We start from the raw sequence: 23,360 nt of genomic DNA, 5'->3' as shown, positions 1-23,360 counted from the left end.
TCCATGGGGAAAATCAGAAAGAAGAAACGCTATTGCTAAGTGGAGCATGAAGCGGAAAAACTGACGCAAACCGAGGCGCAGTTGCAGATTTACTAATGGAGCAGGGCTTTGGACGCCGTTTCGCCAACGATATTCTTCATAGACGGCAGCCGAAATACCGGATTGCAATCGCAGATCCGTGAAACCACTGTATCGGCCATTCTGTCTGGGGCCGTTCTCCCGGGCGCGCGCATGCCGTCGACGCGAGGGCTGGCTGATTATCTGAAAGTCTCGCGCCTGACGGTAACGCTTGCCTATCAGGAACTTGTTTCCCAAGGCTATCTGGAAGTGCGTTCGCGCAGCGCCTACCATGTGGCCACGACACCGCCCATCAGTCATCCCGACAGGGATTTCTTGCAGACCCCCGACACCGCTGTTGACTGGTCGTCCAAACTGCGTCCCGGCTTCAATATCGCCAAGACCATCCGCAAGCCGCTGGATTGGCGAAAATACCGCTATCCGTTCCTTTATGGCCAGATGGATCAGACCCTGTTCGACCTGGCCGCATGGCGCGATTGCGCCCGGCGTGCGCTTGCTCGGGAAGATTTCATCCTCATGGCAGGTGATTTCGCCGCGGCGGACGATGTTGAACTTGTCAATTACATCCGCTCCCGTACGCTGCCGAGCCGAGGGATACGCGCGGAGCCGGACGAGATATTGGTTACGGTTGGCGCACAGAACGCGCTTTGGATCATCAGCCATCTGCTTTTGACGCGGAGTTCGCATGTCGTATGCGAGAATCCTGGCCATCCGGATATCAGCGCTACGCTCCATCTGACGGGAGCCCGCGTTACGGCACTTGATGTCGATGAAGGCGGCTTGCCGCCCGAACTTCTGCCGGACGGGATTGACGCGGTCTTCGTTACGCCAAGTCATCAATCCCCCACAGCCGCCACCATGCCCCGGGCGCGGCGTATCGCGTTGCTGGAAGCGGCGGCGGAACGAGATTTCGTCATCGTCGAGGACGATTACGAATTCGAGATGAGCTTTCTCCAGCCACCGACCCCGGCGTTGAAATCGCTCGACCAGTATGGTCGCGTTCTCTATGTGGGCAGCTTCTCCAAATCGCTTTTTCCGGGACTTCGGCTCGGTTATCTCGTCGCCCCGGCTCCCGTCATTCGCGAGGCGAGGGCGTTGCGCGCGCTGATGCTGCGTCATCCGCCCGGACATCTGCAACGAACTGCCGCCTATTTTCTGGCGCTTGGCCATTATGATGCAGTCATTCACCGAATGCGGATCGAATATCACAAGCGTCACATAGCCATGATCGAGGCTCTCGATCGGGAAGGTTTGAAAATCGCGGGCAAGTCCGCGTTTGGCGGTACTGCGTTCTGGATCGAGGGACCTGAAGGCATGGATGCCGACAAGCTCGCACGTGATCTGCGAGAGGACGGCGTGCTGATAGAGTCCGGAGCGCCGTTCTTCTGGAGCGACGACCGGCCATGCCGTTATTTTCGCATCGCCTATTCTTCAATTCCACTCAACCGCATCGCGGAAGGTATAGAACTTCTGGCTAAAAGAATGCGAAAAATCTCTCAATTCAGGAACGGTTGAGTTCAGCCTGCGTTCATGTGGATTGCGATAACGGATTTGTGAAGTCGCCGGAATTTGTCCCAATTCAGTGGGTACCGCTGGCGACGTACGGCGTCCTTGCCTGCGAATCCATGGGCAGACGCACACCAATTCTGCCTTCCAGAAGGAGAAGGATATATGTCTATTCGTTCGAAGCTTCTTGCCACGGTTGCGGTGCCGGTTCTGTCGGCCTCCATTCTCGCGCAGCCCGTGCTCGCAGATACGCTGACGGCTCCAATCCTGTTGGCGCAGGAGAATGGGGACCAGCCATCCGACGAGCAATTGCTGCAACAGCGCGAGGCTGAGGAACAGCAAAAGGCGGCAGAGGAAGAAGCGCGCCGGGCTGAGGAGCAACAGCGCGCTGCCGACGAAGAAAACCGTCGTCAGGCGGAAGAACAACAGCAGAAAGCCGCTCAGGAAGAAGCCCAGCGTCAGGCGGAAGAGCAGAAACGAGCTGCGGAAGCGGAGGCGCAGCGCCAGGCCGAAGAGCAGCAGAAGGCTGCCGAACGAGAAGCACAGAAACAAGCCGAGGAACAACAGAAGGCAGCAGAGCGCGAAGCGCAGAAGCAGGCCGAAGAACAGGCCAAGCAGGCGGCCGAGCAGAAAAAAGCCGAGGAGGAGGCGCAGCGCCAGAGCGAACAACAGCAGCAGAAGGCTGCTGAAGAAGAAGCCCAGCGTCGCGCCGAAGAACAGAAGAAGGCAGAGGAAGAGGCTGCTCGCAAGGATGCTGAACAGCAGGAGCAGACAGCGCCCACCGAAAAACCTGTGAAGGAAGCTCCTGCAAGTGAGCCCGAAGCGAAACCCGAGCAACCCGCACCCGAGAAGCCCGGGAAGGAAGCTCCTGCTCCGCAAGCGGAAAAGCCTGCCGAGCAACCGGCAGAAGCATCTCCGGCGACGCCTCAGCAGAAAGAACCTGCAGAAGAGTCCATCGTTGAGCATCCGGAAGAAGTTCCGCCGCAGGAGCCGAAAGCAACAGAAGCTCCACAGAACGAAGCGCAGCCTGCGCAACCGGTGGAACAGCCGCAATCGACCGACGGCCAGCAAAAGCCTGCGCCGGAAATAGTCGATCAGCGCTCGACCGAGGAAAAGCAGGAGATTGCCAAAGATCCCGCGAAGACCGACGACACAGTTGTCTTGCCGGTTGAAAATGGCGCCGCCATTCTCGACAGCGACAAGGATGCCGACAATTCCGGGGGAAGCCAGTCGCGTGAAGATCGCCGCAAGCAGCGCGAGCAGCAGCGCTCAGCCGAGGAAAATGCCCCGCCACCCGCAAATGATGCGGCGGCGCAGGTCGCTATTCCGGAAGAAGTGAAGGCAGCGCTGCCGCAGAAGATCGAGGCCAATCTCAAGGAAGAAGGCACTCGGATCAAGGAAGCGCCTGTCTTTGCCGTGCCGGAAACCACCAATATCGTCAACAACACGGTGGTGAACAACACAGTCATAAACAATACGACGGTTAATAACGTGACGAACAATGTCACGAACGTCAAAGTGATCGAGGAAGTCGACAACCGCGTCATCCTGGATGTCGGCGACCGTATCTTCGTTCGCGGGGATGACCGCCCGAGGCTACGCCGCGATGCCGAGCAGACTTATTATGATGAATTGCCGCGTGGACGTACCCGCGAAACCATCGTTCGCCCCGGCGGGAACCAGATTGTCACGATCTATGATCGTTACGGCGACATTCTTCAGCGTTCCCGTATCGACCGCGACGGCAACGAATATCTGATGATCTATGCGCCCGAATACGATGACAATCCGCGCGCTTCGATTATCGATGTCGGCTATGAACTGCCGCCAATGCGTCTCACCATTCCGGTGAGAGATTATATCATTGACGTTGCCGACGATCCGGATCGCGATTTCTACGATTTCCTCGCCATGCCGCCGGTGGAGCGTGTAGAGCGCGTTTATACAATCGATGAAGTTCGTCACTCTGCCCGTCTGCGTGACAAGGTGCGCCGCATCGATCTGGATACGATCCACTTCGCGACTGGAAGTGCCGAGGTTTCGATGTCGCAAGCCAAGACCTTGCGCAAGGTTGCGACCGCCATGCAGAAGGTGCTGGCGAAGGATCCTGGCGAGACCTTCTTTATCGAAGGTCATACGGATGCCGTAGGGTCGGACCGCTCAAATCTGGTCCTGTCGGACAAACGAGCTGAGTCCGTCGCCAGCCTTTTGACGGAAGTCTATGATATCCCGGCTGAAAATCTCGTGACGCAGGGTTATGGCGAACGCTTCCTCAAAATTCGCACACAGGCAGCGGAGCAGGAGAACCGCCGCGTCACCATCCGTCGCGTGACGCCACTTGTCCGGCCCGTTGCAAAACGCTGAACGAAAAATAACCGGATGCGAGCCTCGCATCCGGTTATCGCATGGAATTGATCTCGATCAGGCGGTCTTGGGTTGGGCCGCACTTATCTGTGCGAGCAACAGTTCGCTCATCGGACGCGGCTTGACCGCCTCGATCTGGACCATAAGTTCCGCGATTTTTTCGGCGTCGCAGACACCGCACTCATAAATCTGAATGATTTCGCGTGCCATTTCGTCCTTATGGGGAGAGGTGATCGGGCAACGCGCCATTGCTTCGCACGACTTCACATAAGCCGCTTGCAGCTCTTTCAACTCGGCGGGTTTGAAGCGCCCGAAATAGTAATCTCTCGAAAATGGCATTCTATGCATTCCGCATATGGCTGGCCGACCGATCGTCCTGTCAGCCCATAAATCCGTGTGATCCACTATACTAAAATATAGCTGATTGCAAAACTTTATATCGAAGAATTGTTTACTTTATGTAAAATACTCTGTGAGGGCAGGGTGCAAAAGAATTACATGGCAGTCCTTAGTTCGAGCGCTTGCACAACGCCGACAGACTAGACTCGCGAGAGTTCGAGCTTGGCCACGATTTCTGCAATCTTGTCCGGGTCATGTGCACCGGATTCATATGTTCGGATGATTGCTCGTGCGAGTATCTCTTTATCTTCGTGTGTTGTCGGGCAGCGATCCAGAACCGCACAGCAACGGTTATAGGCAACCTGAAGCACCCGAAGGTCTTCAGGTGCGTATGTTCCTTGATATTTGTTACCGCGAAATGGCATTGGGGGCCTCCCCTTCGACTGATTGAACGCCTAATTTAAGGGGAATGCAACTGATCGTTTTATGACAGTGACGCAAGCCACGTTGGACAGTGTTTTCGAAAGCCCCGTTTCATGGGATACAAACAGCGATAAAGTCTGTCTTCCACTTCGTTGGCCTCTAAATCCCGCTGCAAGTGTGTTGAAAGCTGGTTGAAAGCTTGCCTGCGATATCCATTCAAGACCGATAGAGGAATCGGCATCAGGAGGGGCTTGGTTTTGCCGGGCCAGCAGGAGCACTCGGAGGAGCATAGATGAAAATCTCTAGAGATTCATATCGCCATCTGTTTGGCGCGGCCATTATTGGCGTCGCGATGGTAATTGGCGCAAACGCGGCCCATGCCGAAAAACTGACGGTAATCGTTGGTGGCATGGAAAAGCAGATTTACCTTCCAGCCGTGCTGACGGAAAAGCTCGGTTACTTCAAGGATGAAGGCCTTGATGTCGAACTGATCAACAGCCGTGCAGGCGTCGATGCGGAAAACGAGCTTTTGGCTGGTGCAGCCCAGGCCGTGGTCGGCTTTTACGATCACACCATCGATCTTCAATCGAAGGGCAAGTTCATCCAGTCGATCGTACAGTTCAGCCAGGCGCCGGGTGAAGTGGAACTCGTTTCCAGCAAATATGCCGATCAGATCAAGTCGCCCGCCGATTTCAAGGGCCACACGCTGGGTGTCACGGGTCTCGGTTCTTCTACAGACTTCCTGACCCAGTACCTTGCCATGCGCAACGGCTTGAAGCAGGGCGACTATACGTTGCTGCCGGTTGGCGCTGGCAACACTTTCATTGCAGCCTTCAAGCAGGATGCCGTGCAGGCGGGCATGACCACGGAGCCGACTGTCGCCAATATGCTGAAGAGCGGCGATGCGAAGGTGCTGGTCGACATGCGCACGCCGGATAAAACCATCGAAGCCCTTGGCGGACCATATCCGGCTGCTTCGTTCTACGTGCAGAGCGCATGGCTCGAGACACATAAGGAAGATGCGCAGAAACTTGCCAACGCACTGGTCAAGACCATGCGTTACATCGCTTCGCACAGCGCCGAAGAAATCGCAGACCAGATGCCCAAGGATTATTATGTCGGCGACAAGGACCTCTACGTGAAGGGCCTTGCCGAAGGCAAGGCGCAGTACACGCCGGATGGCCGCATGCCGAAAGATGGTCCTGAAACTGTCCTGAAGGTTCTCGCAACCTTCAAGAAGCCGCTTCAGGAAAAACAGGTCGATCTTTCGAAGACGTTCACGACCGAGTTCGTGGACAAGGCCAACGCAGCGCTTGACGCCGCGAAGTGACCAGCCTGCGACTAACGTTCACCTAGAACGTCAGTCTCACTGTTTCAACATATTCAGCGGCATTGCAGGTACGCGACAGAGCATTCCAGCAAAACGGAAAAACCGTTTTGGTGCAGGATGCTCGATAACGAAACTGTCGCGTGCGAGCGGTGCCGCATACCCGCGAGGAACCCATGCTCATGGAAGCCCCCAGTACCATTGCGCGTGAAACAGCTGGCAACAATGTGCCTGCCATCGCGCTCAACAATGTGACCCGCCGTTTCGTCACCCCCGACGGCAAGATGATGACCGCATTGCGCGACTTCACCATGAATGTTGCGCAGGGCGAATTTGCCTGTGTCGTCGGCCCGACCGGCTGCGGCAAGTCGACCACTCTTAATCTCGTGACAGGTCTCGCCAAGCCAAGTGCCGGTGAAGTTCGCCTGATGGGGAAGCCCATCGAAGGTATCAGCCCTGATATCGGCTTTGTGTTTCAGGCGGATGCTCTGTTTCCGTGGCTCAGCGTCATCGACAATGTGAGCGCGGGCCCGCGCTATCGCGGCATGGGCAAGGAAGAAGCCTATGCGAAAGCGCGCAGCTGGATCGCCCGCGTCGGTCTTGCCCGCTTTGAAAACCACTATCCACACCAGCTCTCCGGCGGCATGCGCAAGCGCGTGGCGCTGGCGCAGACATTCATCAACGAGCCGAAAATCCTTCTCATGGATGAACCGTTTAGCGCGCTTGACGTGCAGACACGCACACTGATGCAGGGCGAATTGCTCGATCTCTGGCAACAGTCTGGCGCATCGGTCATCTTCGTTACGCACGATCTCGAGGAAGCGATTGCTTTGGCCGACAAGGTTTATGTGCTGACCGCCGGTCCGGCCACGGTCAAGAGCGTCTACGACATCGATATTCCACGCCCGCGCGTCATGGAAGACATCCGCTACGACAGCCAGTTTGTCGATATTGCCAAGGTGATCTGGGACGATCTGCGCGAGGAAGTGCAGATCGGTCAGAAGCGCGCGCTGGCAAGCGGCAATTAATCGGAGAAAAATGAAATGACAACACAAACCCTCTCCGCGTCAGCAAACTTGCAGTCCAGTGCAAGTACGGACGAACTTGCACGCACCGAAGCGAAATTTCGGGCTGCAATGCGCCGCCGCCGTGCCGTGGTTATCCTTGTGCGCCTCGCCATTCTTGTCGCCGTTCTGGGTGGTTGGGAGCTTGGTGCACGGACGGGCCTCATCGATCCATTCTTCTTTGCAAGCCCTTCCGGCATCGCCGACCAGATATGGATATGGATCACGGAAGGCACGTCACAGGGGCCGCTTTCGGAGCAGATCATCGTAACCCTTGAGGAAACAGCGCTCGGCTTCCTGATCGGTGCGGTTGGCGGTGTCATTTGCGGCATCCTGCTGGGCCGCAACAAGTTTCTCGCCGACGTGTTCTCGATCTACATCAAGATCGCCAATTCCATCCCGCGTGTCGTGCTGGGTTCGATCTTCATCATCGCGCTTGGGCTCGGTATGGCGTCCAAGGTGGCGCTGGCCGTCGTCATGGTGTTCTTCGTCGTGTTCGCCAATGCGTTTCAAGGTGTACGCGAAGCTGATCGTGCGTTGATCGCAAATGCGCAGATATTGGGTGCTTCCCGTTCGCAGATCACACGCACCGTCATCGTGCCGTCAGCCATGAGCTGGATTCTGGCAAGCCTCCACGTCAGCTTCGGTTTTGCGCTCGTCGGCGCCGTCGTCGGTGAGTTTCTGGGCGCGAAGAAGGGCGTCGGCCTGATGATCTCAACGGCACAGGGCACGTTCAATGCCAATGGCGTCTTTGCTGCCATGGTCATTCTGGCGGTGCTGGCGCTCGTCGTGGAATATATTATCACGCTGATCGAAAACCATCTGGTGAAATGGCGTCCACAGGCGCTCTCCGAACAGGGAAGCTGATAGCCAGACATTTGAACAGCTCAGGCGGCGGGCAGGGTGACAGTCACCGTGAGCCCGCCGCCTTTCGTTTCGGAAAGCGACACATCACCGCCTGCAGCATCGGCCACTTCACGCACGATGGCGAGACCCAGCCCGCTTCCATCTGCCAGAGTGCCTGGAACACGATAGAAACGTTCGAAAACGTGTTCATATTCGCTGACCGGGATACCGGGGCCATTGTCCTCGACCCGTATTTTGATTTTGTGTCCATCTTGATCGATCACAAGCGTGACTGTGCCGCCTTCCGGCGTATAGGTGAGGGCATTGTCCACCAGATTGACGATCATCTCGCGCAGCATGGTGCCATCGCCCGAAATGACCGGCTTTTTCGCTTTAAGCTCGAATCCGAGATCGATTTTGCGGTCGAACGCCTTGCCTGCGAGGCTTTCCAGAATTTGTTGTCCCGCCTCCGCCAGATCAACCCGATCAGCGCGGGGACGCCTGCTGCCCGGTTCGGCGCGGGAAAGCGTCAGCAATTGTCCGGCCAGCCGCGACAGCTGCATGGCCGTATTCTTGATGCCAGCAAGGACATCCTTGCGGTCATTTTCTTCGGTTGCCCGTTCTGCGAAGCTGGCCTGTGTCGAAAGCGTTGCAAGCGGCGTACGCAACTGATGTGCCGCATTCTGAATGAAACGGTGCTGCGCCGACATCTGCTTGCGTACGCGTTCCATATACTGGTTCAGCGCCGTGACGAGCGGTCGAAGTTCGGTCTGGACGGTCTGTGGATCGAACGGTTCCAGTTTGGATGTGCGATTGCGGACTTCATTGCGAAGCCGGATCAGCGGGCGCAACACAAAGCGCAAGCCCAATAGCGAGAGAGCACCGGCGACGATGATGAGCAGCGATTGTTCCAGCACGGAGTTCAGCCAGAGTTCCCGTTGCATGGCGGTGTATCCCGCAAGGGTGACACCCACAACCACATCGACAGCTTGTGGCAGGGTGGAAGGTGCGGCAACAGGATGGCGCAACACAACCAGACGCAAGGGGCGGTCGCGATAGGTGCCTTCATAATGAAGAGGATCGTAATTCGTGATATCGGCCGGCATGGGCAAGTCGGGAAATCCTGCCAGCAGTCGCCCATCGGACGTCTCCACACGATAATAGACTCGGTCCCCATATCCCGTTGAGAACATTTCGAGTGCGACCGGCGGAATGACCGCATCGATGGCATTGTGCGACGCGGCGGTCGCTTCGCCGATTGCGCGTGCAGACGCTGTCAGCATTCGGTCTGATACGATCCCAGCCATGTTTTCCGACGCGCGCCATGCTGTCCAAAGATTGATCCCTGCCACGATAATCAGCGGGATTACGATCCACGAAACGAGTTGGGCGCGCAGGCTTTGGGAGAGGCGGGTGAACAGCCGTTTCATCTCAACTCGCTTCGCGCAGCAGATAGCCCAGGCCGCGCAAGGTCACGATCTCGGCTCGGCTGCCCTCCAGCTTCTTGCGGAGACGATGAATGTAGATTTCGATGGCGTTTTCGTCAGTTTCGCTGTCGAAATTGTAGATGCCCTGTACAAGCGCCGTCTTGCTGACCGTGGTTCCGATGCGCCGCAACAGCTGTTCCAGAACTGCATGTTCCTTCGGGGCAAGTGAAAGCGGATCGTCTCCAAGCGAGAATAGCCGGGTATTGGTGTCGAAACGTAAAAGCCCGCAGGTCACAACGGGCGCTGTTCGCTGGCTGGCGCGGCGAAGATGCGCGCGGATACGCGCTTCGAGTTCGCTGAGCTCGAAGGGCTTTGCCAGATAGTCGTCGGCACCGGCATCCAATCCACGGATACGCCCGTCAAGACTGGCATTGGCTGTCAGGATGATGACGGGTACTTCATTGCCTTTGCCGCGGACGTGTTCCAGCACATCCAGCCCGGTTTTGTCGGGAAGGCCGAGATCAAGAATCACCAGATCGTACTCTGTGAAGGCGAGCGCCTGTTCTGCATCAGCAGCGTCGTGCACTGTATCGACGCTATAGTTTGACTGTTGCAGGCTTTTTGTCAGCCAGTTTGCGAGGGTGAGATTATCTTCGACGAGCAGGATACGCATGGCTGACGATGATAGCGGTTTCAGTCCCGGGTCAAGAAGCTTGGCTCGTAAATCGATGAATCAGATGAATATCTTCGGGTTCGCGCTCGAAGAGCAGCGGATCCGGCCTGATTGTAACTTTCGCGCCCTGTTTCATATAAAAATCGATTGTTCGCCGCGTGGGCGTCGCAGAAATATAAAAGCCTTCAGCTCCGGCTTCCTTAGCAACGGCCATGCTGCGCCGATAGAGTTCGCCTGCAAGGCCCAATCCACGGACGGCTTTATTGACATGCATGAAACCAAGCTGATGTAGTTCTGGATAGAGGCCGACAGGGCGCACATCCGTAACCGCGACGGCAACCAGTGCACCATCCGCTTCAGCACCGAGAAAAACCCCGCCGTGGTCGTAGCAGTCGAGCAGGATGGGCGTGTAGATTTCCGCTTCGCCTTCCGGCCAGCCGCGCACATCGTAGAATTGCGGTTCCAGCCCGAGCTGGTCGTCTTGCAGGCGATACATTTCCTCAATGATTTCGCTGCGGTCGATTTGCCAGATGTCCGTCACTTCGCTTCTTCCGAGCGGACGTATAGTGAAATCTGCGAGCTTCTTTGTCTGTACCATGAACGTTGCCCCGGAAGTTCAGTTCGCGGAACGAACTACCGTTTCATCCATGGATACTCAAGGGCAGATACTCAAGGGCAACAGCCCCGTAAGAGCGGCGTTTTTCCAATTTGCCACATGAAACGTGCCATATTGCAAAAACCGGCGATAATTTTGACCACTATCGCGGCTACTCCTCGCCATTCGTCTCGGGTACTGCTCAGTACAGGTGCGAGGAATATTGAGGCGTGTGGGAGGCCAGAAGCCAACATCAATCGATTGATGGGACCTGAACGGCAAACAGAGGGCTGAAAACCGCCCGAAAATTTGCAATTTTGCGTCAACTCTTCGATCTGCCCTTGCGGGAGCGGGGCCTGAGTTCTATCAGCATCATCAAAAATTACAGCACACGGAAGGATCGGCAATCGCGATGCCGAAACCTCCGGAGGCCCGCCAGTTTCTGACATGGCGGGGAAATGAGCGATGGAGCCAAGTTGAAAAACCATCACGATATCTGGGATATTGTCGACGCCAAGAGTGCCGCATATTTCGAACTGAGCGATACGGTTTGGGATAATCCGGAAACCAACTACGAAGAATACAGATCGAGCGATGCCCACGCGGCGATGCTGGAAGCCGAAGGGTTTCGCGTCGAACGCGGCATTGCAGGATTGCCGACGGCTGTAATGGGCGAAGCTGGCGAGGATGGCCCGGTCATTGCCATTCTTGGTGAGTTCGATGCCCTGCCGGGTTTGAGCCAGGTATCGGGACTGGCAGAAGAGAAGCCTGTCGAAGCAGGCGGTCACGGACATGGTTGCGGCCACAATCTGCTGGGTGCGGGATCGCTGCTCGCTGCTGCTGCCGTGAAGGATTATCTCGCCGCACAGGGCATCAAGGGACGCGTGCGTTATTATGGTTGCCCGGCGGAAGAGGGCGGTTCGGCAAAGGGCTTCATGGTTCGCGAAGGACTGTTCGACGATGTCGATATCGCCTTCTGCTGGCATCCTGCGCCATTTGCGGGCGTAAACGATCCGGTCTCGCTCGCCTGCAATGAAATCATTTTTCACTTCAGCGGCCGTGCGGCCCACGCTTCGGCAGCACCGCATCTCGGACGGAGTGCGCTTGACGCGGTCGAGCTGATGAATGTCGGCGTGAACTATATGCGCGAGCATATGCCGTCCACGGCGCGCATTCATTATGCCGTGACCGATACAGGTGGTTTTGCGCCCAATGTCGTGCAGGCCAGGGCAACGGTCCGTTATCTCGTTCGCGCCCGCAGCCTGCCGGAAATGCATACGCTTCTCGAACGCGTCAAGAAGATCGCCGAGGGCGCCGCGCTGATGACCGAAACGACGGTGCGCAGCGAAATCGTTAGCGGCGATGCCGATCTGATCGGGAACACACCGCTGGAACAGTTGATGCAGATGCAGCTTGAGCGTCTCGGACCCCCGGACTTTGACGATCAGGACCGCGAAACGGCAAGCCGCTTCCAGAAGACGCTCTCCAGGGAAGACATTTCCGATGCCTTCCGCCGCTTCGGTGTCGAGCCCAAGGACGGCCTTTCGCTTTGCGAAGGTATCTATACGCCTTATAAAGGCGACAACACCCTCGTCGGCTCCACCGATGTGGGCAGCGTGAGCTGGGTCGTGCCGACCGTGCAGATGCGCGGCGCGACCTGCGCAATCGGCACGCCGCTTCATTCGTGGCAGATGGTGGCTCAGGGCAAGCTGCCGGCAGCGCACAAGGGCATGGCGCATGCTGCAAAGATCATGGGCAGCACGGCCATCGAACTGTTCCGCGATCCGGCACAGATCGAGAAAGCAAAGCAGGATCACGAGAAACGGCTCGGCGGAACCGTTTTCGTCAATCCGATTCCAGACAGCGTTCAACCCGCTCTGCCCGAAACCGCAAAATGATGCAGCGAGCAGACAGATTCTGAAAATAGAAATGACATTCATTCCCCCAATTCCAACAAGGCCTGACGCATCATGAAGCAGATGGGCTTTCTCGATATTCTGAGTTTCGGTCCTGACGGCTGGGGCTATGTGCTGATGATGGGCGCACTGGTGAGCGTAGCCTTGGCGGTTCTGGGCTTTCTGCTCGGCGCGGCCATCGGGGTGTTCGCTGCCTGGGCGAAGATTTCCGGCGGACGCACGCTGCGCACCGTCGCTGACGGCTACACCACGATCATTCGCGGCATTCCCGATCTCCTCGTCATCTATCTGTTCTATTTCGGCGGCAGCGCCGCCGTTACCGCCATCGGCAAATATTTCGGTGCGGAAGGTTTCGTCGGCTTTCCCGGCTTTCTGGCAGGCGTGCTGGCAATCGGCATTTCCTGCGGCGCGCATCACACCGAAGTGTTTCGCGGTGCATACCGGGCCGTCTTCAAAGGCGAGATCGAAGCGGCAACCGCCTGCGGCATGGGCCGGATGCTGAAATTCCGCCGCATCATTGCACCGCTCGCGCTGCGCCACGCATTGCCGGGCCTTGGCAATGTCTGGCAGGTTTCGCTGAAGGAATCCGCCTTGGTCTCGGTCGCCGGCGTGGTCGAGCTTCTCCGTCAGGCGCAGATCGGTGCGGGCTCCACTGGCCTGCCCTTCAACTTCTTCCTCATTGCGGGAGCACTCTACCTGCTGATTTCGTCGGTTTCCGGCGGGCTTCTGCAACTGGCCGAGCGCCACTTCTCGCGCGGCGTCAGGAGGGCAAAATGAACCTTGAATTCTATTCTGATGCATTCTTCCAGATGCTGGGCGGCGTGCCGCTGACCCTGAAGCTTGCGGCATCCTCCATCGTGTTCGGCGCTTTCCTTGCCCTGCTCTTTGCCCTGATGCGCCTGTCGGGCCTCACGGTGCTGGACTGGATTGCCCGCCTTTACGTCTTCGTGTTCCGTGGAACGCCGCTTCTGGTCCAGATATTCATCATCTATTACGGCCTCAGCCAGTTTCCGGCCATCCGCTATTCCTTCCTGTGGCCCATCCTGCGCGAGCCCTATTGGTGTGCGATCATCGCCCTGACCTTGAACAATGCGGCCTATGCCAGCGAGATCATCCGCGGCGGCCTGCTCTCGGTGCCGCATGGCCAGATCGAAGCGGCGAAAGCTTGCGGCATGTCGTCCTTCACCTGCTTCCGCCGCATCGTCATGCCGCTTGCCATCCGCCAGGCGCTGCCTGGTTATGGCAATGAGATGATCTCGATGATCAAGGCAACCTCGCTTGCATCGATCATCACGCTCATGGAAGTGACCGGTATCGCGGCAAAGCTGATCGCCGAGAGCTATCGGGCGATCGAAATCTTCGTGATCGCCGGTGCGATCTACCTTGCCATCAACTTCGTCCTGACCCGTGTGCTGATGTTTGCAGAATACAGGCTCACCCCTTATCTGCGCCAGCCCGTCGTCAAGCTCTCATCCGAAGGACAAACATCGTGAGCAAAATCGTCTCTCCCAATGCACCGGTGGCTCTGAAAGTCGAAAACCTGCGCAAGAGCTTTGGCGCGAATGAGGTGCTGAAGGGCATTTCGCTTGAAGCGCGCGAAGGCGAGGTCATTTCGATCCTCGGTTCGTCCGGCTCCGGCAAGTCAACCTTCCTGCGCTGCATCAACCTTCTGGAAACCCCATCATCAGGCACGGTGACAGTTTCGGGCGAAACCATCCGCATGGCGAAGAATGCGAAGGGTGAAGCCTATCCGACCGACAAGAAGCAGGTTTCGCGCATCCGTTCGGAACTGGGCATGGTGTTCCAGAGCTTCAATCTGTGGTCGCACAAGACCATTCTGGAAAACATCATCGAAGCGCCGATCTATGTGCAGGGGCGTCCGCGCGCGGAATGCGTGGCGGAAGCAGAAGCGCTGCTGGCAAAGGTCGGCATTGCCGACAAGCGTGACTTCTATCCGGCGCACCTTTCGGGCGGACAGCAGCAGCGCGCCGCGATTGCGCGCGGGCTGGCGATGAAGCCGAAGGTCATGCTGTTCGACGAGCCGACCTCAGCCCTTGATCCGGAACTGGTCGGTGAAGTGCTGCGCGTCATGCGTGGCCTCGCAGAAGAGGGCCGCACCATGCTGGTCGTGACCCATGAAATGGGCTTTGCCCGTGACGTCTCCAACCGCGTCGTGTTTTTCCATCAGGGCCTGGTGGAAGAAGACGGAAAGCCCGAAGACGTCTTCGCCAACTCAAAGTCGGAACGCTTCCGTAAATTCATCAGCCACGAGAACGCTGCCTGATTATCGAAATTCTGTATTCCGGCGCCAGCCGGACAGAAACACCCGCAATAGGATAACTGTAATGAAGACCATCGGACTTTTCAAAGCCGTGTTCATTTCCGCTCTCGCTCTGACGAGCATTTCGGCCCATGCCGAGGAAAAGAAGTGGACGAAGATCACCATCGCCACGGAAGGCGCATTCCGTCCTTACAACTTTACCAAGCCCGATGGCTCGCTGGACGGCTATGAAGTCGAACTCTACAAGGATCTCTGCGCCCGCATGAAGGTCGAGTGCACACTGGTCGCGCAGCCTTTTGACAGCATCATCCCGGCACTGAATGCCGGCAAATTCGATGCGATCATGGCCGGCCTCACGGCAACGCCGAAGCGCGAAGAAACCATCAGCTTCTCGATTTCCTACGGCCTGACGCCGCAGACCTTCGCAACGCTGAAGGACAGCCCTTACGCCAAGCTGCCGCACACCGGCGAGACCCTTTATCTCGCCAAGGACGAAGCGGCCGCACAGAAGGCAATTGACGAAGTATCTGCCGAAATCAAGGGCCGCACCGTCGGCGTCCAGTCCGCTTCGCTCGGTCTGTCGCTCCTCGACAAGTACTTCAAGGACAATATCGACATCCGTGAATACAAGACCACGGAACAGCATGACCTGGACCTGAAGTCGGGTCGTGTCGATCTCGTCGTGGCTTCGCTCGCTTACCTCACCGACGCTGCCAAGAAGCCGGGTAATGAAGACATCGTCATGACCGGACCGTTCTTCAAGGGCGGCATTCTGGGCCGTGGCGTCGCCGTCGGCCTGCGCAAGGACGATACCGAACTGAAGAAGATGTTTGATGATGCCATTGAAGCCGCGAAGGCTGACGGCACGATCAAGCGTCTGTCGGAAAAGTGGTTCGGCTTCGACGTTACGCCATAACTTCTGAGTTACGCCTTATGTAAAGCGCCGCCTTCGGGCGGCGTTTTCATTTGCGCGCAAACCTTCACATCAAACCGGCGAGCGCCTATAAGTCCGCCAGACGTTTATTGAGAGCCAGAAACTTGCTGTGAGAATGTGATGGTAAAGATCGGTTTCGTGACTGTTTCCGACCGCGCAAGTCGCGGGGAATACGAAGATCAGAGCGGCCCGGCCATGGAAGCATGGCTGAAAAGCGCAGTCGTCACACCTTATGAAACAGTCCGCCGGGTGATTCCGGACGGTATGGAATCGGTCCGCGACACGCTTATCGATCTTTGCGACAACGAAGCCTGTGATCTCATCCTAACGACGGGAGGCACCGGACCGAGCCCGCGTGATGAAACGCCGGAGGCCATGCAGGCCGTCCTCCACAAGGAACTGCCGGGTTTTGGCGAACTGATGCGCCGCGTCAGCCTTGAACAGACCCCGACCGCCATCCTGTCCCGCCAGACGGCAGGCAGTCGCGGCAAGAGCTTCATTCTCAATCTTCCCGGCAAGCCTGCTTCGATTGCGATGACCTTGCAGGCGATTTTTCCGGCGGTGCCTTATTGTCTCGACCTCATCGGGGCGGGGCGTATCGAGACCGATCCGGGCGTCGTTAAGGCGCATCGACCGGGCTGAACCATCGCGGGCAACATTTGCGCGGCTATTAGAATGCGTCATAGTCCTGCTGTCGCGATGAAAATGCGCAACCCAGCTTTGCGCTTTTGCATGATTTCCTGACTTGCTTTTCCCTGAGCCCGGACTGAATAATAGGGAAAAAGAAGGGGAAGTAAGTGAAGCCATTCGACGAGATGCTCAACCATGGCGGGAATGTCCGCCAGCCTTACGAATTTCTCAAGCAATGGCTCGACCAACAGGATCCGCACAAACTTCTGCAGAAGAGCGACGACGCCGAAAGCGTGTTCCGCAAGACGGGCATCACCTTCGCCGTCTATGGCGACCAGGAGGCGGGCGAACGCCTTATTCCGTTCGACATCATTCCGCGCATCATTTCAGGGCAGGAATGGCGGCGTCTGTCGCAGGGCATCGAACAGCGCGTGATGGCGCTGAACGCTTTTCTCGATGACATCTACCATCGTCAGGAGATCGTCAGGGCAGGGCGCATTCCCAAAGAGCTGATTTCCAAAAATGAAGCCTTCCTGCCGGAAATGATCGGCTTCCGCCCGCCGGGCAACGTCTACACCCATATTATCGGCGTCGATATCGTGCGCACAGCCGAAAACCAGTTCTATGTGCTGGAAGACAATGCCCGCACGCCATCCGGCGTTTCGTATATGCTGGAAAATCGCGAAACCATGATGCAGCTCTTTCCGGAGCTGTTCCAGAACGTCAAGGTTCGCCCGGTCGAGAATTATCCGCAATTGCTGCGCCAGTCGCTGGCAAGCGTTGCGCCTCCCGGCACGCAAGATGTTCCGACCGTCGCGGTGCTGACGCCAGGCATCTACAACTCCGCCTATTTTGAACATGCATTCCTTGCCGACCAGATGGGCGTCGAACTGGTCGAGGGAAGCGATCTGCGCGTTGTGGACGGACGTGTGGCGATGCGGACCACGCAAGGGTATCGCGCCATCGACGTGCTCTACCGGCGCGTGGATGATGCGTTTCTGGATCCGCTGACATTCAGGCCGGATTCGACGCTTGGCGTTGCCGGTATCATGGATGTCTACCGGGCCGGGAATATCACGATTGCCAACGCACCGGGGACCGGCATCGCCGACGACAAGGCGATCTATTCCTACATGCCGGAAATCGTGGAGTTCTATACGGGCCGCAAGGCCATTCTCGAAAACGTTCCGACATGGCGCTGCTCCGAACCGGACAGCCTTGCTTATGTGCTCGACAACCTTGCCGAGCTTGTGGTCAAGGAGGTCCATGGCTCTGGCGGCTATGGAATGCTGGTCGGACCCGCTTCGACAAAGGCCGAACGCGATGTTTTCGCCGAGAAATTGAAAGCAAGGCCGCGCAACTATATCGCTCAACCCACACTGGCGCTTTCAACCACGCCCATCTTCACCAAGAGCGGACTTGCACCGCGCCACGTCGATCTGCGCCCCTTCGTTCTGGTTTCGGATCGCATCCGCATAACGCCGGGCGGACTTACGCGTGTGGCGTTGAAGGAGGGATCGCTCGTCGTGAATTCCAGTCAGGGTGGCGGCACCAAGGATACGTGGGTACTCGACGACTGAAACAATTGGATTGACGTGCTGCAACTGACGGCAAGATCAGGGCGCGAAGAGGGGAATGATTTATGCTTCTTGGCCGTACGGCAAACGGACTTTACTGGATGTTCCGCTATATAGAGCGGGCCGAAAACATGGCGCGCCTTGTCGATGCGGGTCTTCGCATGGCACTGACGAAAACTTCAGATGCACCCGAAGAATGGTCATCGGTGGCGGTTTCGGCAGGCGCAAGTCAGGGTTTTTCGGCAAAATACGATGTCTATAACGCCGCCAATGTCGCCGATTTCCTGCTGCGCGATGCGGATAATCCGTCGAGCGTGATGACATGCTTTGAGACCGCGCGCTCCAATGCCCGCATGGTGCGCACGGCACTGACACGGGAAGCGTGGGAGAGCGTCAACGAAGCATGGATGTCGCTGAAAAAGTCGCTCTGCAAGCCGTTGAAGGAAAGCGACCTTCCGCAACTCCTCGACCAGATAAAGCGCGAAACGGCACTTATTCGCGGCTCTTTCCACGGCACGATGCTGCGCAACGAAATCTTCGATTTTGCAAGCCTCGGCACGTTCATCGAACGCGCGGACAACACGGCCCGTATCCTTGATGTGAAATACTATGTTCTGCTGCCTGCGATTTCCTATGTCGGCACCACGCTCGACAATTACCAATGGGAGTCCATTCTCCGCTCGGTGTCCGCGCATCGTTCCTACCGTTGGGTCTATGATGGCGACTATCGTCCGGCACAGGTCGCTGACTATCTTATCTTGAACGGTCGCATGCCGCGTTCGCTTCATTACTGCTATCGCAGCATCGCAGAGCATCTCGACTACCTGTCGAAAGATTATGACAATCGCGCCGCCTGTCACGAGACAGCGGACAAAATCTATGCAAGCCTGCAAAATCAGGACATATCTGCGATCTTCGATATGGGCTTGCATGAATTCCTGACCGAGTTCATCACCCGCAACAACCGGCTCGGCAACGAGATCGCTGAAACCTATAATTTCTATTGAGGTCTTCGCTTGCTGCTCAATATCCGGCACGTTTCGCATTATCGCTACGACCACCCGGTTCCCTATGCGGTGCAGAGGGTGCGGCTGCGTCCGCCAACGGTGCCGGGTCAGGTCGTGAAACACTGGGAACTGAAAATTGAAGGAGGCGAGCCGGAGGTTTCCTATGTCGACGGTTTTGGCAACAAGACCGATCTGGTCCAGCACGCCCGCAATGTCAGCGAGATCGTCATAACGGCAAGCGGCAGCATCGATGTGGAAGACAGGGTCGGTGTGCTCGGGCCCGTATATGGCTTTGCACCGCTCTGGCTTTTCGAGCGTGAGACACCGCTGACGATGCCGGGCGAGCGGATCAAGGCGCTGGCTGGCGACCTCCCGACAGGGCAGGAACGACTTGCCCTGATGCACGATCTGATGAACGCCATACACAAGGCGGTTGCCTATATGCCGGGAACGACGAGCGTTTCCACGGATGCCGAACATGCACTGAACGCCGGCAAGGGCGTTTGTCAGGATCACACCCATATCTTTCTTTCGACGGCCCGGCTTATCGGCGTTCCCGCCCGATATGTATCGGGATATCTGATGATGGAAGGCGTCGAGGAACAGACCGCAAGCCATGCCTGGGCCGAAGCTCATATCGACGGCCTTGGATGGGTGGGGTTCGATGCCGCCAACAATATCTGTCCGAATGACCGTTATGTGCGGATTGCAACCGGGCTGGACTATCGCGACGCTGCGCCGATCTCGGGCGTCCGGCTCGGCGGTGCTGCGGAAAGTCTTGCGGTTCACATCAATGTAGGGCAGTGATCCTTCTGAATAGCCAGTTGCCTGCCGGATATTGCTTATGACCTATTGCGTTGGAATGAAAATCGATCGCGGCCTTGTGTTCATGTCCGATACGCGGACGAATGCCGGGCTCGACAATATCTCCGTTTTCTCGAAGATGCGAAGCTGGTCCAAGCCCGGTGAACGTGTGATCGTTCTGCTTTCAGCAGGCAATCTCGCGACTACCCAGGCGGTGGCAAGTCTTCTGGAAGAACGCATGAAGGCTCCTGCAGACCGGCACCCGTCGGTCTTTGATGCGCCCTCAATGTTCCAGGTCGCACGTCTTGTCGGCGATACGGTCAAGGAAGTCATCCAGAACTCCGCCACCGGCGGCCAGAACGCCGATGCATTTGGCGCCTCGTTCATTCTCGGCGGGCAGATCAAGGGCGGCCAGCCGCGCCTTTTCTATATCTACCCGGAAGGCAATTTCATCGAGAGTTCCGCAGACACGCCTTTCTTCCAGATTGGGGAAAACAAGTACGGTAAACCCATCCTCGTCCGCGCCTATCAGGAGCAGATGAGTTTCGAGGAGGCGGTGAAGCTGCTGCTCGTCTCGTTCGACTCCACCCTGAAAGCCAATCTTTCGGTGGGACTTCCGCTCGACATGCAGATTTACGAAGCCGACAGTTTCGCGCATGGCGCGCGCAAACGGTTCGAGGCTACCGATCCTTATTATCAGACAGTATCGGAAAGCTGGTCGGAAGCGCTGAAATCGGCGCTGGAGCAATTGCCGCCCTTCAGCTTCGAGGACGGGAAATAAGAAGGCCGGGCAAAGCGCCCGGCCTTTTCGCATCGCGTCAGTCCTTCGTTACGGTCTGGACATAGTTGGCGTCGGCAACCATGTTGAAATCGTGCACATTCGGAGCCGTCACAGCTGTTTCGATCTGCTGATAGATGATCGCGAACGGGCTGGTTTCCTGAAACTTCTTCTGGAGGTCGTGATACATCTCCTCACGCTTGGCCGTATCGCGCTCTTCAGCGGCAGCCATGGTTTCCGCCGTCAACTCCGGAATATCCCAATGGGCCTGCCATGCGCTCGTGCGCATTGAGACGTCTTCGCCATTGTTGGGATTGTTGGTGAAGGTGACCGCATTGGTGTGCGGGTCCCAATAGTCCGGCCCCCAGATGCCAAGCGCCATCTGATGCTTGCGTGCGCGAACCTTGGTGGTCGTCAGCCGGCCGTCTCCCTGCAGGATTTCCACTTGAACGCCCGCCTTGCCCATGGTCTGCTGGATGCTTTCCGCGATGCCGACAAATGGCTGCGTGTTGCGCACGTCGAGCGTCACCTTGAAGCCGTCCTTGAGACCTGCATTTGCAAGCAGCTCCTTGGCTTTATCGACATCATAGGAGAACGGCTTGTCACCGACAGCGCCGAACATGCCGAGAGGCAGGAAGGACTGATGTGTGCGGCCGATACCGTTGATGAGTTTCGCTTCGATCGTATCGTAATCGATCAGGTATTTGAGCGCCTGCCGGACTTCGGGCTTTGCAAGTTCCGGCACATTCTGGTTGGCCACCAGATAATAGACGCGGCCCTTTGGTGCATTGAGGACGTGATACTTCTGGTTCTTGCTCAGTTCTTCAATGTCGCCGGGTTCCAGATTGCGCGCAATGTCGATATCGCCCGCCTCAAGGAGCAGGCGCTGTGAAACACCCTCCTTCACATGGCGATAGATGACGCGCTTCATCGCCGGTTTTGCATCGGAATAGTTTTCGTTGCGTTCGAGAAGCAGCACTTCATTGGCACGCCATTGCTTGAGCGCCAAGGGACCGGAACCGGCATAGTTGTTCTTCAGCCATTCGTAACCGAAGTCGGTTTCGTAGGGGTAATCCTTGGTCTTTTCCGCCTTCTGTTCATGCTCCTTCACCAGCTTGCTGTCGACAATCGACGCCACGCTGGAAGTGAGACAGTTCAGGACGAAACTTGGCGCAAATGCCTTGCCCGTAGTGAAAACAAGCGTTTCGTCATCGGTCGCGACGATGTTCTGATCGGCGTTTTCCCGGGTGAGGCCAAACTGGCTCAGAATGAACGCCGGGCTCTTGTCCAGCTTGATGGCGCGCTGCAGCGAATAGGCGGCGTCCTGCGCGGTCAGCGGATTGCCGGAGGCGAATTTCAGCCCCTTGCGGATTTTGAACGTAATCGACTTGCCATCGTCGGAGAAGGTCCAGCTTTCGGCAATCTGCGGGACGATCTTGGTCGGGTCCTTGGTATCGGTCGTGATGAGCCGCTCATAGGTGCTGGTCAGGATTTCGGATGTGGTGATCTCGAAGATCTCAGCCGGGTCGAGTGAAATGACATCATCGATGCTCATCGCTATGACGAGCGTGTCGGCCGGTGTTGCGGCTTCCACCGCTTTTGGCGACGCTGACAGAAGCAGAGTGATCGCGAGCGCAGCCGGCATGGATGCGCGCAGCAGCTTTCGTGCAACGCCGCGCTTGTTGTGGGCTGCCTTGATATGAGCAAATGGCGGTATTACGGTTGTCATGCAAATTCCCCTTCGGACCGCGCAATCTGCACATGTCGTGCAATTGCGGCCCGTTCTGATGAAGCTTCACAAGCTTGTCGCTTGGGCGCGACTCTCTTGAAGCATCTCCATTACATCCAGCTTTTGGAGAGGGGACAACGGCCTGGTGAAATATTTTACCGCCAAAACGAAAAAGCCGGAGGAAACTCCTCCGGCCCGGTCTTTTTCGATACAATGAACGATTAGAAGAAAACCTTGAAACGGTCGCCGTCGTCCATGAAAGCCTTTTCGCCGAAAGGCTGTTCGTTTGAGCCGAACGGCATCTGGGCGCGGAGTTTCCACGAGGCTGGAATGTCCCAAGTCTGGGCAACTTCCTGATCGATCAGCGGGTTGTAGTGCTGGAGGCTGGCGCCGATATTTGCATTGGCGAGCGCGGTCCAAACCGAATGCTGTGCCATGCCGCCGGACTGTTCGGACCAGACCGGGAAGTTGTCGGCATAAAGCGGGAAGTTTTCCTGAAGCCCCTTAACAACGCTCTGGTCTTCATAGAACAGAACCGTACCGGCACCGGCAGCGAAGCTGTCGACCTTGGCTTCCGTCTGCGCGAAAGCGTCGGCCGGAACGATCTGGCGAAGCGTTTCCTTCACGACGCTCCACAGCTTCTCGCTCTCGGCGCCAAACAGGATCACGGCACGCGAGCTCTGCGAGTTGAAGGACGAAGGGGTGTGCTTGACCGCTTCGCGGATCAGCTCGGCCACATCTTCGTTCGACAGCGGAAGGGACTTGCCCAGAGCATACTGCGTACGGCGCTTCTTGATGGAATTCAGCAGGGAATTATTCATGACTGGGTCCTGTGTTTCAGCGGTCTGGCAGGCTGTCCGGCTTGGGATTTCGAGGCAACCTGTTGGGATAGTGTTGGGCTAGATATTGTTATTCGGGCGGTTGAGGCCAGCCCGTGTTTCTGAAACACACTGTCAACGATACGTGGCTGGTTTCTCCTGACTGTTTACTTTCCCGCCATGTGCCTGGAGCGAACACGGGTTCATTGTCCATCAGCCGTACGGCAATTGGCCCGGTTTTGCG

General features: G+C 57.0%; 21 protein-coding genes. 15 read left to right on the top strand and 6 right to left on the bottom strand.

Annotated features, from left to right (window positions below; all coding sequences use genetic code 11):
- Positions 1 to 108 precede the first annotated feature (108 nt).
- Together pdxR and JNC63_RS00550 are read left to right on the top strand one after the other, a co-directional pair.
- Positions 109 to 1,593, top strand: coding sequence for a MocR-like pyridoxine biosynthesis transcription factor PdxR (gene pdxR / locus JNC63_RS00555; RefSeq protein WP_021585608.1), 1,485 nt, complete (start codon positions 109 to 111; stop codon positions 1,591 to 1,593).
- A gap of 156 nt (positions 1,594 to 1,749) precedes the next feature.
- Positions 1,750 to 3,948, top strand: a complete 2,199-nt coding sequence (locus JNC63_RS00550; protein ID WP_063620433.1) for an OmpA family protein — start codon at positions 1,750 to 1,752, stop codon at positions 3,946 to 3,948.
- A gap of 57 nt (positions 3,949 to 4,005) precedes the next feature.
- On the opposite strand, the gene JNC63_RS00545 is transcribed toward JNC63_RS00550, so the two are convergent.
- On the bottom strand, positions 4,006 to 4,287 hold the full coding sequence (locus JNC63_RS00545) for a hypothetical protein (RefSeq protein ID WP_021585606.1): 282 nt from the start codon (positions 4,285 to 4,287) through the stop codon (positions 4,006 to 4,008).
- Positions 4,288 to 5,002: 715 nt separating this feature from the next.
- On the opposite strand from JNC63_RS00545, the gene JNC63_RS00540 reads away from it, so the two are divergent.
- The 3 genes from JNC63_RS00540 (at position 5,003) to JNC63_RS00530 (ending at position 7,968) form a co-directional block, all read left to right on the top strand.
- A complete protein-coding gene (locus tag JNC63_RS00540; protein WP_021585605.1) occupies positions 5,003 to 6,040 on the top strand; it encodes an ABC transporter substrate-binding protein in 1,038 nt (345 codons plus the stop codon).
- Positions 6,041 to 6,213: 173 nt separating this feature from the next.
- Positions 6,214 to 7,065: an ABC transporter ATP-binding protein gene (locus JNC63_RS00535; RefSeq protein ID WP_021585604.1), complete on the top strand. Its 852-nt coding sequence runs from the start codon at positions 6,214 to 6,216 to the stop codon at positions 7,063 to 7,065.
- Between the two features lie 15 nt (positions 7,066 to 7,080).
- Positions 7,081 to 7,968, top strand: a complete 888-nt coding sequence (locus JNC63_RS00530; RefSeq protein WP_006468779.1) for an ABC transporter permease — start codon at positions 7,081 to 7,083, stop codon at positions 7,966 to 7,968.
- A gap of 20 nt (positions 7,969 to 7,988) precedes the next feature.
- Here the strand turns inward: JNC63_RS00530 and JNC63_RS00525 are convergent, their stop codons facing one another.
- The 3 genes from JNC63_RS00525 to JNC63_RS00515 are packed head-to-tail and all read right to left on the bottom strand — an operon-like array spanning position 7,989 to position 10,645.
- Complete coding sequence (locus JNC63_RS00525; RefSeq protein ID WP_021585603.1) at positions 7,989 to 9,377, bottom strand: sensor histidine kinase; 1,389 nt, start codon at positions 9,375 to 9,377, stop codon at positions 7,989 to 7,991.
- Position 9,378: 1 nt separating this feature from the next.
- Positions 9,379 to 10,047, bottom strand: coding sequence for a response regulator (locus JNC63_RS00520; protein WP_021585602.1), 669 nt, complete (start codon positions 10,045 to 10,047; stop codon positions 9,379 to 9,381).
- A 31-nt stretch (positions 10,048 to 10,078) separates the two neighbouring features.
- Positions 10,079 to 10,645 (bottom strand): GNAT family N-acetyltransferase, encoded by a 567-nt coding sequence (locus JNC63_RS00515; protein ID WP_063620432.1) that lies wholly within the window; start codon positions 10,643 to 10,645, stop codon positions 10,079 to 10,081.
- Between the two features lie 455 nt (positions 10,646 to 11,100).
- Here JNC63_RS00515 and JNC63_RS00510 point away from each other — a divergent pair, with 455 nt between their 5' ends.
- The 10 genes from JNC63_RS00510 (at position 11,101) to JNC63_RS00465 (ending at position 20,572) form a co-directional block, all read left to right on the top strand.
- A complete protein-coding gene (locus JNC63_RS00510; protein WP_063620431.1) occupies positions 11,101 to 12,540 on the top strand; it encodes a M20 family metallopeptidase in 1,440 nt (479 codons plus the stop codon).
- Between the two features lie 72 nt (positions 12,541 to 12,612).
- Complete coding sequence (locus tag JNC63_RS00505; protein ID WP_006468784.1) at positions 12,613 to 13,335, top strand: ABC transporter permease; 723 nt, start codon at positions 12,613 to 12,615, stop codon at positions 13,333 to 13,335.
- Positions 13,332 to 14,051 (top strand): ABC transporter permease, encoded by a 720-nt coding sequence (locus JNC63_RS00500; RefSeq protein ID WP_006468785.1) that lies wholly within the window; start codon positions 13,332 to 13,334, stop codon positions 14,049 to 14,051. The genes JNC63_RS00505 and JNC63_RS00500 overlap by 4 nt, the downstream gene beginning before the upstream one ends.
- Positions 14,048 to 14,842: an ABC transporter ATP-binding protein gene (locus JNC63_RS00495; RefSeq protein ID WP_006468786.1), complete on the top strand. Its 795-nt coding sequence runs from the start codon at positions 14,048 to 14,050 to the stop codon at positions 14,840 to 14,842. The genes JNC63_RS00500 and JNC63_RS00495 overlap by 4 nt, the downstream gene beginning before the upstream one ends.
- Positions 14,843 to 14,903: 61 nt before the next feature.
- A complete protein-coding gene (locus JNC63_RS00490; RefSeq protein ID WP_006468787.1) occupies positions 14,904 to 15,755 on the top strand; it encodes a transporter substrate-binding domain-containing protein in 852 nt (283 codons plus the stop codon).
- Positions 15,756 to 15,893: 138 nt separating this feature from the next.
- Complete coding sequence (mog, locus tag JNC63_RS00485) at positions 15,894 to 16,415, top strand: molybdopterin adenylyltransferase (RefSeq protein ID WP_021585598.1); 522 nt, start codon at positions 15,894 to 15,896, stop codon at positions 16,413 to 16,415.
- Between the two features lie 155 nt (positions 16,416 to 16,570).
- Positions 16,571 to 17,983, top strand: a complete 1,413-nt coding sequence (locus JNC63_RS00480) for a circularly permuted type 2 ATP-grasp protein (RefSeq protein ID WP_025090364.1) — start codon at positions 16,571 to 16,573, stop codon at positions 17,981 to 17,983.
- Between the two features lie 62 nt (positions 17,984 to 18,045).
- Positions 18,046 to 18,987 (top strand): alpha-E domain-containing protein, encoded by a 942-nt coding sequence (locus tag JNC63_RS00475; RefSeq protein WP_006468791.1) that lies wholly within the window; start codon positions 18,046 to 18,048, stop codon positions 18,985 to 18,987.
- A 9-nt stretch (positions 18,988 to 18,996) separates the two neighbouring features.
- Entirely contained in the window at positions 18,997 to 19,794 is a 798-nt protein-coding gene (locus JNC63_RS00470) for a transglutaminase family protein (protein ID WP_021585596.1), read from the top strand.
- Between the two features lie 37 nt (positions 19,795 to 19,831).
- Positions 19,832 to 20,572: a proteasome-type protease gene (locus JNC63_RS00465; protein WP_006471297.1), complete on the top strand. Its 741-nt coding sequence runs from the start codon at positions 19,832 to 19,834 to the stop codon at positions 20,570 to 20,572.
- A 37-nt stretch (positions 20,573 to 20,609) separates the two neighbouring features.
- Here the strand turns inward: JNC63_RS00465 and JNC63_RS00460 are convergent, their stop codons facing one another.
- Together JNC63_RS00460 and JNC63_RS00455 are read right to left on the bottom strand one after the other, a co-directional pair.
- Positions 20,610 to 22,298 (bottom strand): ABC transporter substrate-binding protein, encoded by a 1,689-nt coding sequence (locus JNC63_RS00460; RefSeq protein WP_021585595.1) that lies wholly within the window; start codon positions 22,296 to 22,298, stop codon positions 20,610 to 20,612.
- A 221-nt stretch (positions 22,299 to 22,519) separates the two neighbouring features.
- Positions 22,520 to 23,119 (bottom strand): nitroreductase family protein, encoded by a 600-nt coding sequence (locus tag JNC63_RS00455; protein WP_021586078.1) that lies wholly within the window; start codon positions 23,117 to 23,119, stop codon positions 22,520 to 22,522.
- Positions 23,120 to 23,360: the final 241 nt, after the last annotated feature.

This window comes from Brucella ciceri, assembly GCF_041930145.1.
In the GTDB taxonomy this organism is placed as follows: domain Bacteria; phylum Pseudomonadota; class Alphaproteobacteria; order Rhizobiales; family Rhizobiaceae; genus Brucella; species Brucella intermedia.
This window is presented reverse-complemented; position numbering and strand designations above follow the sequence as displayed.

What these genes read in the sequence shown, in the direction of transcription:
- JNC63_RS00550 (WP_063620433.1), top strand. Translation starts at nt 1,750, where the DNA reads ATGTCTATTCGTTCGAAGCTTCTTGCCACGGTTGCGGTGCCGGTTCTG.
- JNC63_RS00545 (WP_021585606.1), bottom strand. Translation starts at nt 4,287, where the DNA reads ATGCCATTTTCGAGAGATTACTATTTCGGGCGCTTCAAACCCGCCGAG.
- JNC63_RS00540 (WP_021585605.1), top strand. Translation starts at nt 5,003, where the DNA reads ATGAAAATCTCTAGAGATTCATATCGCCATCTGTTTGGCGCGGCCATT.
- JNC63_RS00535 (WP_021585604.1), top strand. Translation starts at nt 6,214, where the DNA reads ATGCTCATGGAAGCCCCCAGTACCATTGCGCGTGAAACAGCTGGCAAC.
- JNC63_RS00530 (WP_006468779.1), top strand. Translation starts at nt 7,081, where the DNA reads ATGACAACACAAACCCTCTCCGCGTCAGCAAACTTGCAGTCCAGTGCA.
- JNC63_RS00525 (WP_021585603.1), bottom strand. Translation starts at nt 9,377, where the DNA reads ATGAAACGGCTGTTCACCCGCCTCTCCCAAAGCCTGCGCGCCCAACTC.
- JNC63_RS00520 (WP_021585602.1), bottom strand. Translation starts at nt 10,047, where the DNA reads ATGCGTATCCTGCTCGTCGAAGATAATCTCACCCTCGCAAACTGGCTG.
- JNC63_RS00515 (WP_063620432.1), bottom strand. Translation starts at nt 10,645, where the DNA reads ATGGTACAGACAAAGAAGCTCGCAGATTTCACTATACGTCCGCTCGGA.
- JNC63_RS00510 (WP_063620431.1), top strand. Translation starts at nt 11,101, where the DNA reads ATGAGCGATGGAGCCAAGTTGAAAAACCATCACGATATCTGGGATATT.
- JNC63_RS00505 (WP_006468784.1), top strand. Translation starts at nt 12,613, where the DNA reads ATGAAGCAGATGGGCTTTCTCGATATTCTGAGTTTCGGTCCTGACGGC.
- JNC63_RS00500 (WP_006468785.1), top strand. Translation starts at nt 13,332, where the DNA reads ATGAACCTTGAATTCTATTCTGATGCATTCTTCCAGATGCTGGGCGGC.
- JNC63_RS00490 (WP_006468787.1), top strand. Translation starts at nt 14,904, where the DNA reads ATGAAGACCATCGGACTTTTCAAAGCCGTGTTCATTTCCGCTCTCGCT.
- mog (WP_021585598.1), top strand. Translation starts at nt 15,894, where the DNA reads ATGGTAAAGATCGGTTTCGTGACTGTTTCCGACCGCGCAAGTCGCGGG.
- JNC63_RS00475 (WP_006468791.1), top strand. Translation starts at nt 18,046, where the DNA reads ATGCTTCTTGGCCGTACGGCAAACGGACTTTACTGGATGTTCCGCTAT.
- JNC63_RS00465 (WP_006471297.1), top strand. Translation starts at nt 19,832, where the DNA reads ATGACCTATTGCGTTGGAATGAAAATCGATCGCGGCCTTGTGTTCATG.
- JNC63_RS00460 (WP_021585595.1), bottom strand. Translation starts at nt 22,298, where the DNA reads ATGACAACCGTAATACCGCCATTTGCTCATATCAAGGCAGCCCACAAC.
- JNC63_RS00455 (WP_021586078.1), bottom strand. Translation starts at nt 23,119, where the DNA reads ATGAATAATTCCCTGCTGAATTCCATCAAGAAGCGCCGTACGCAGTAT.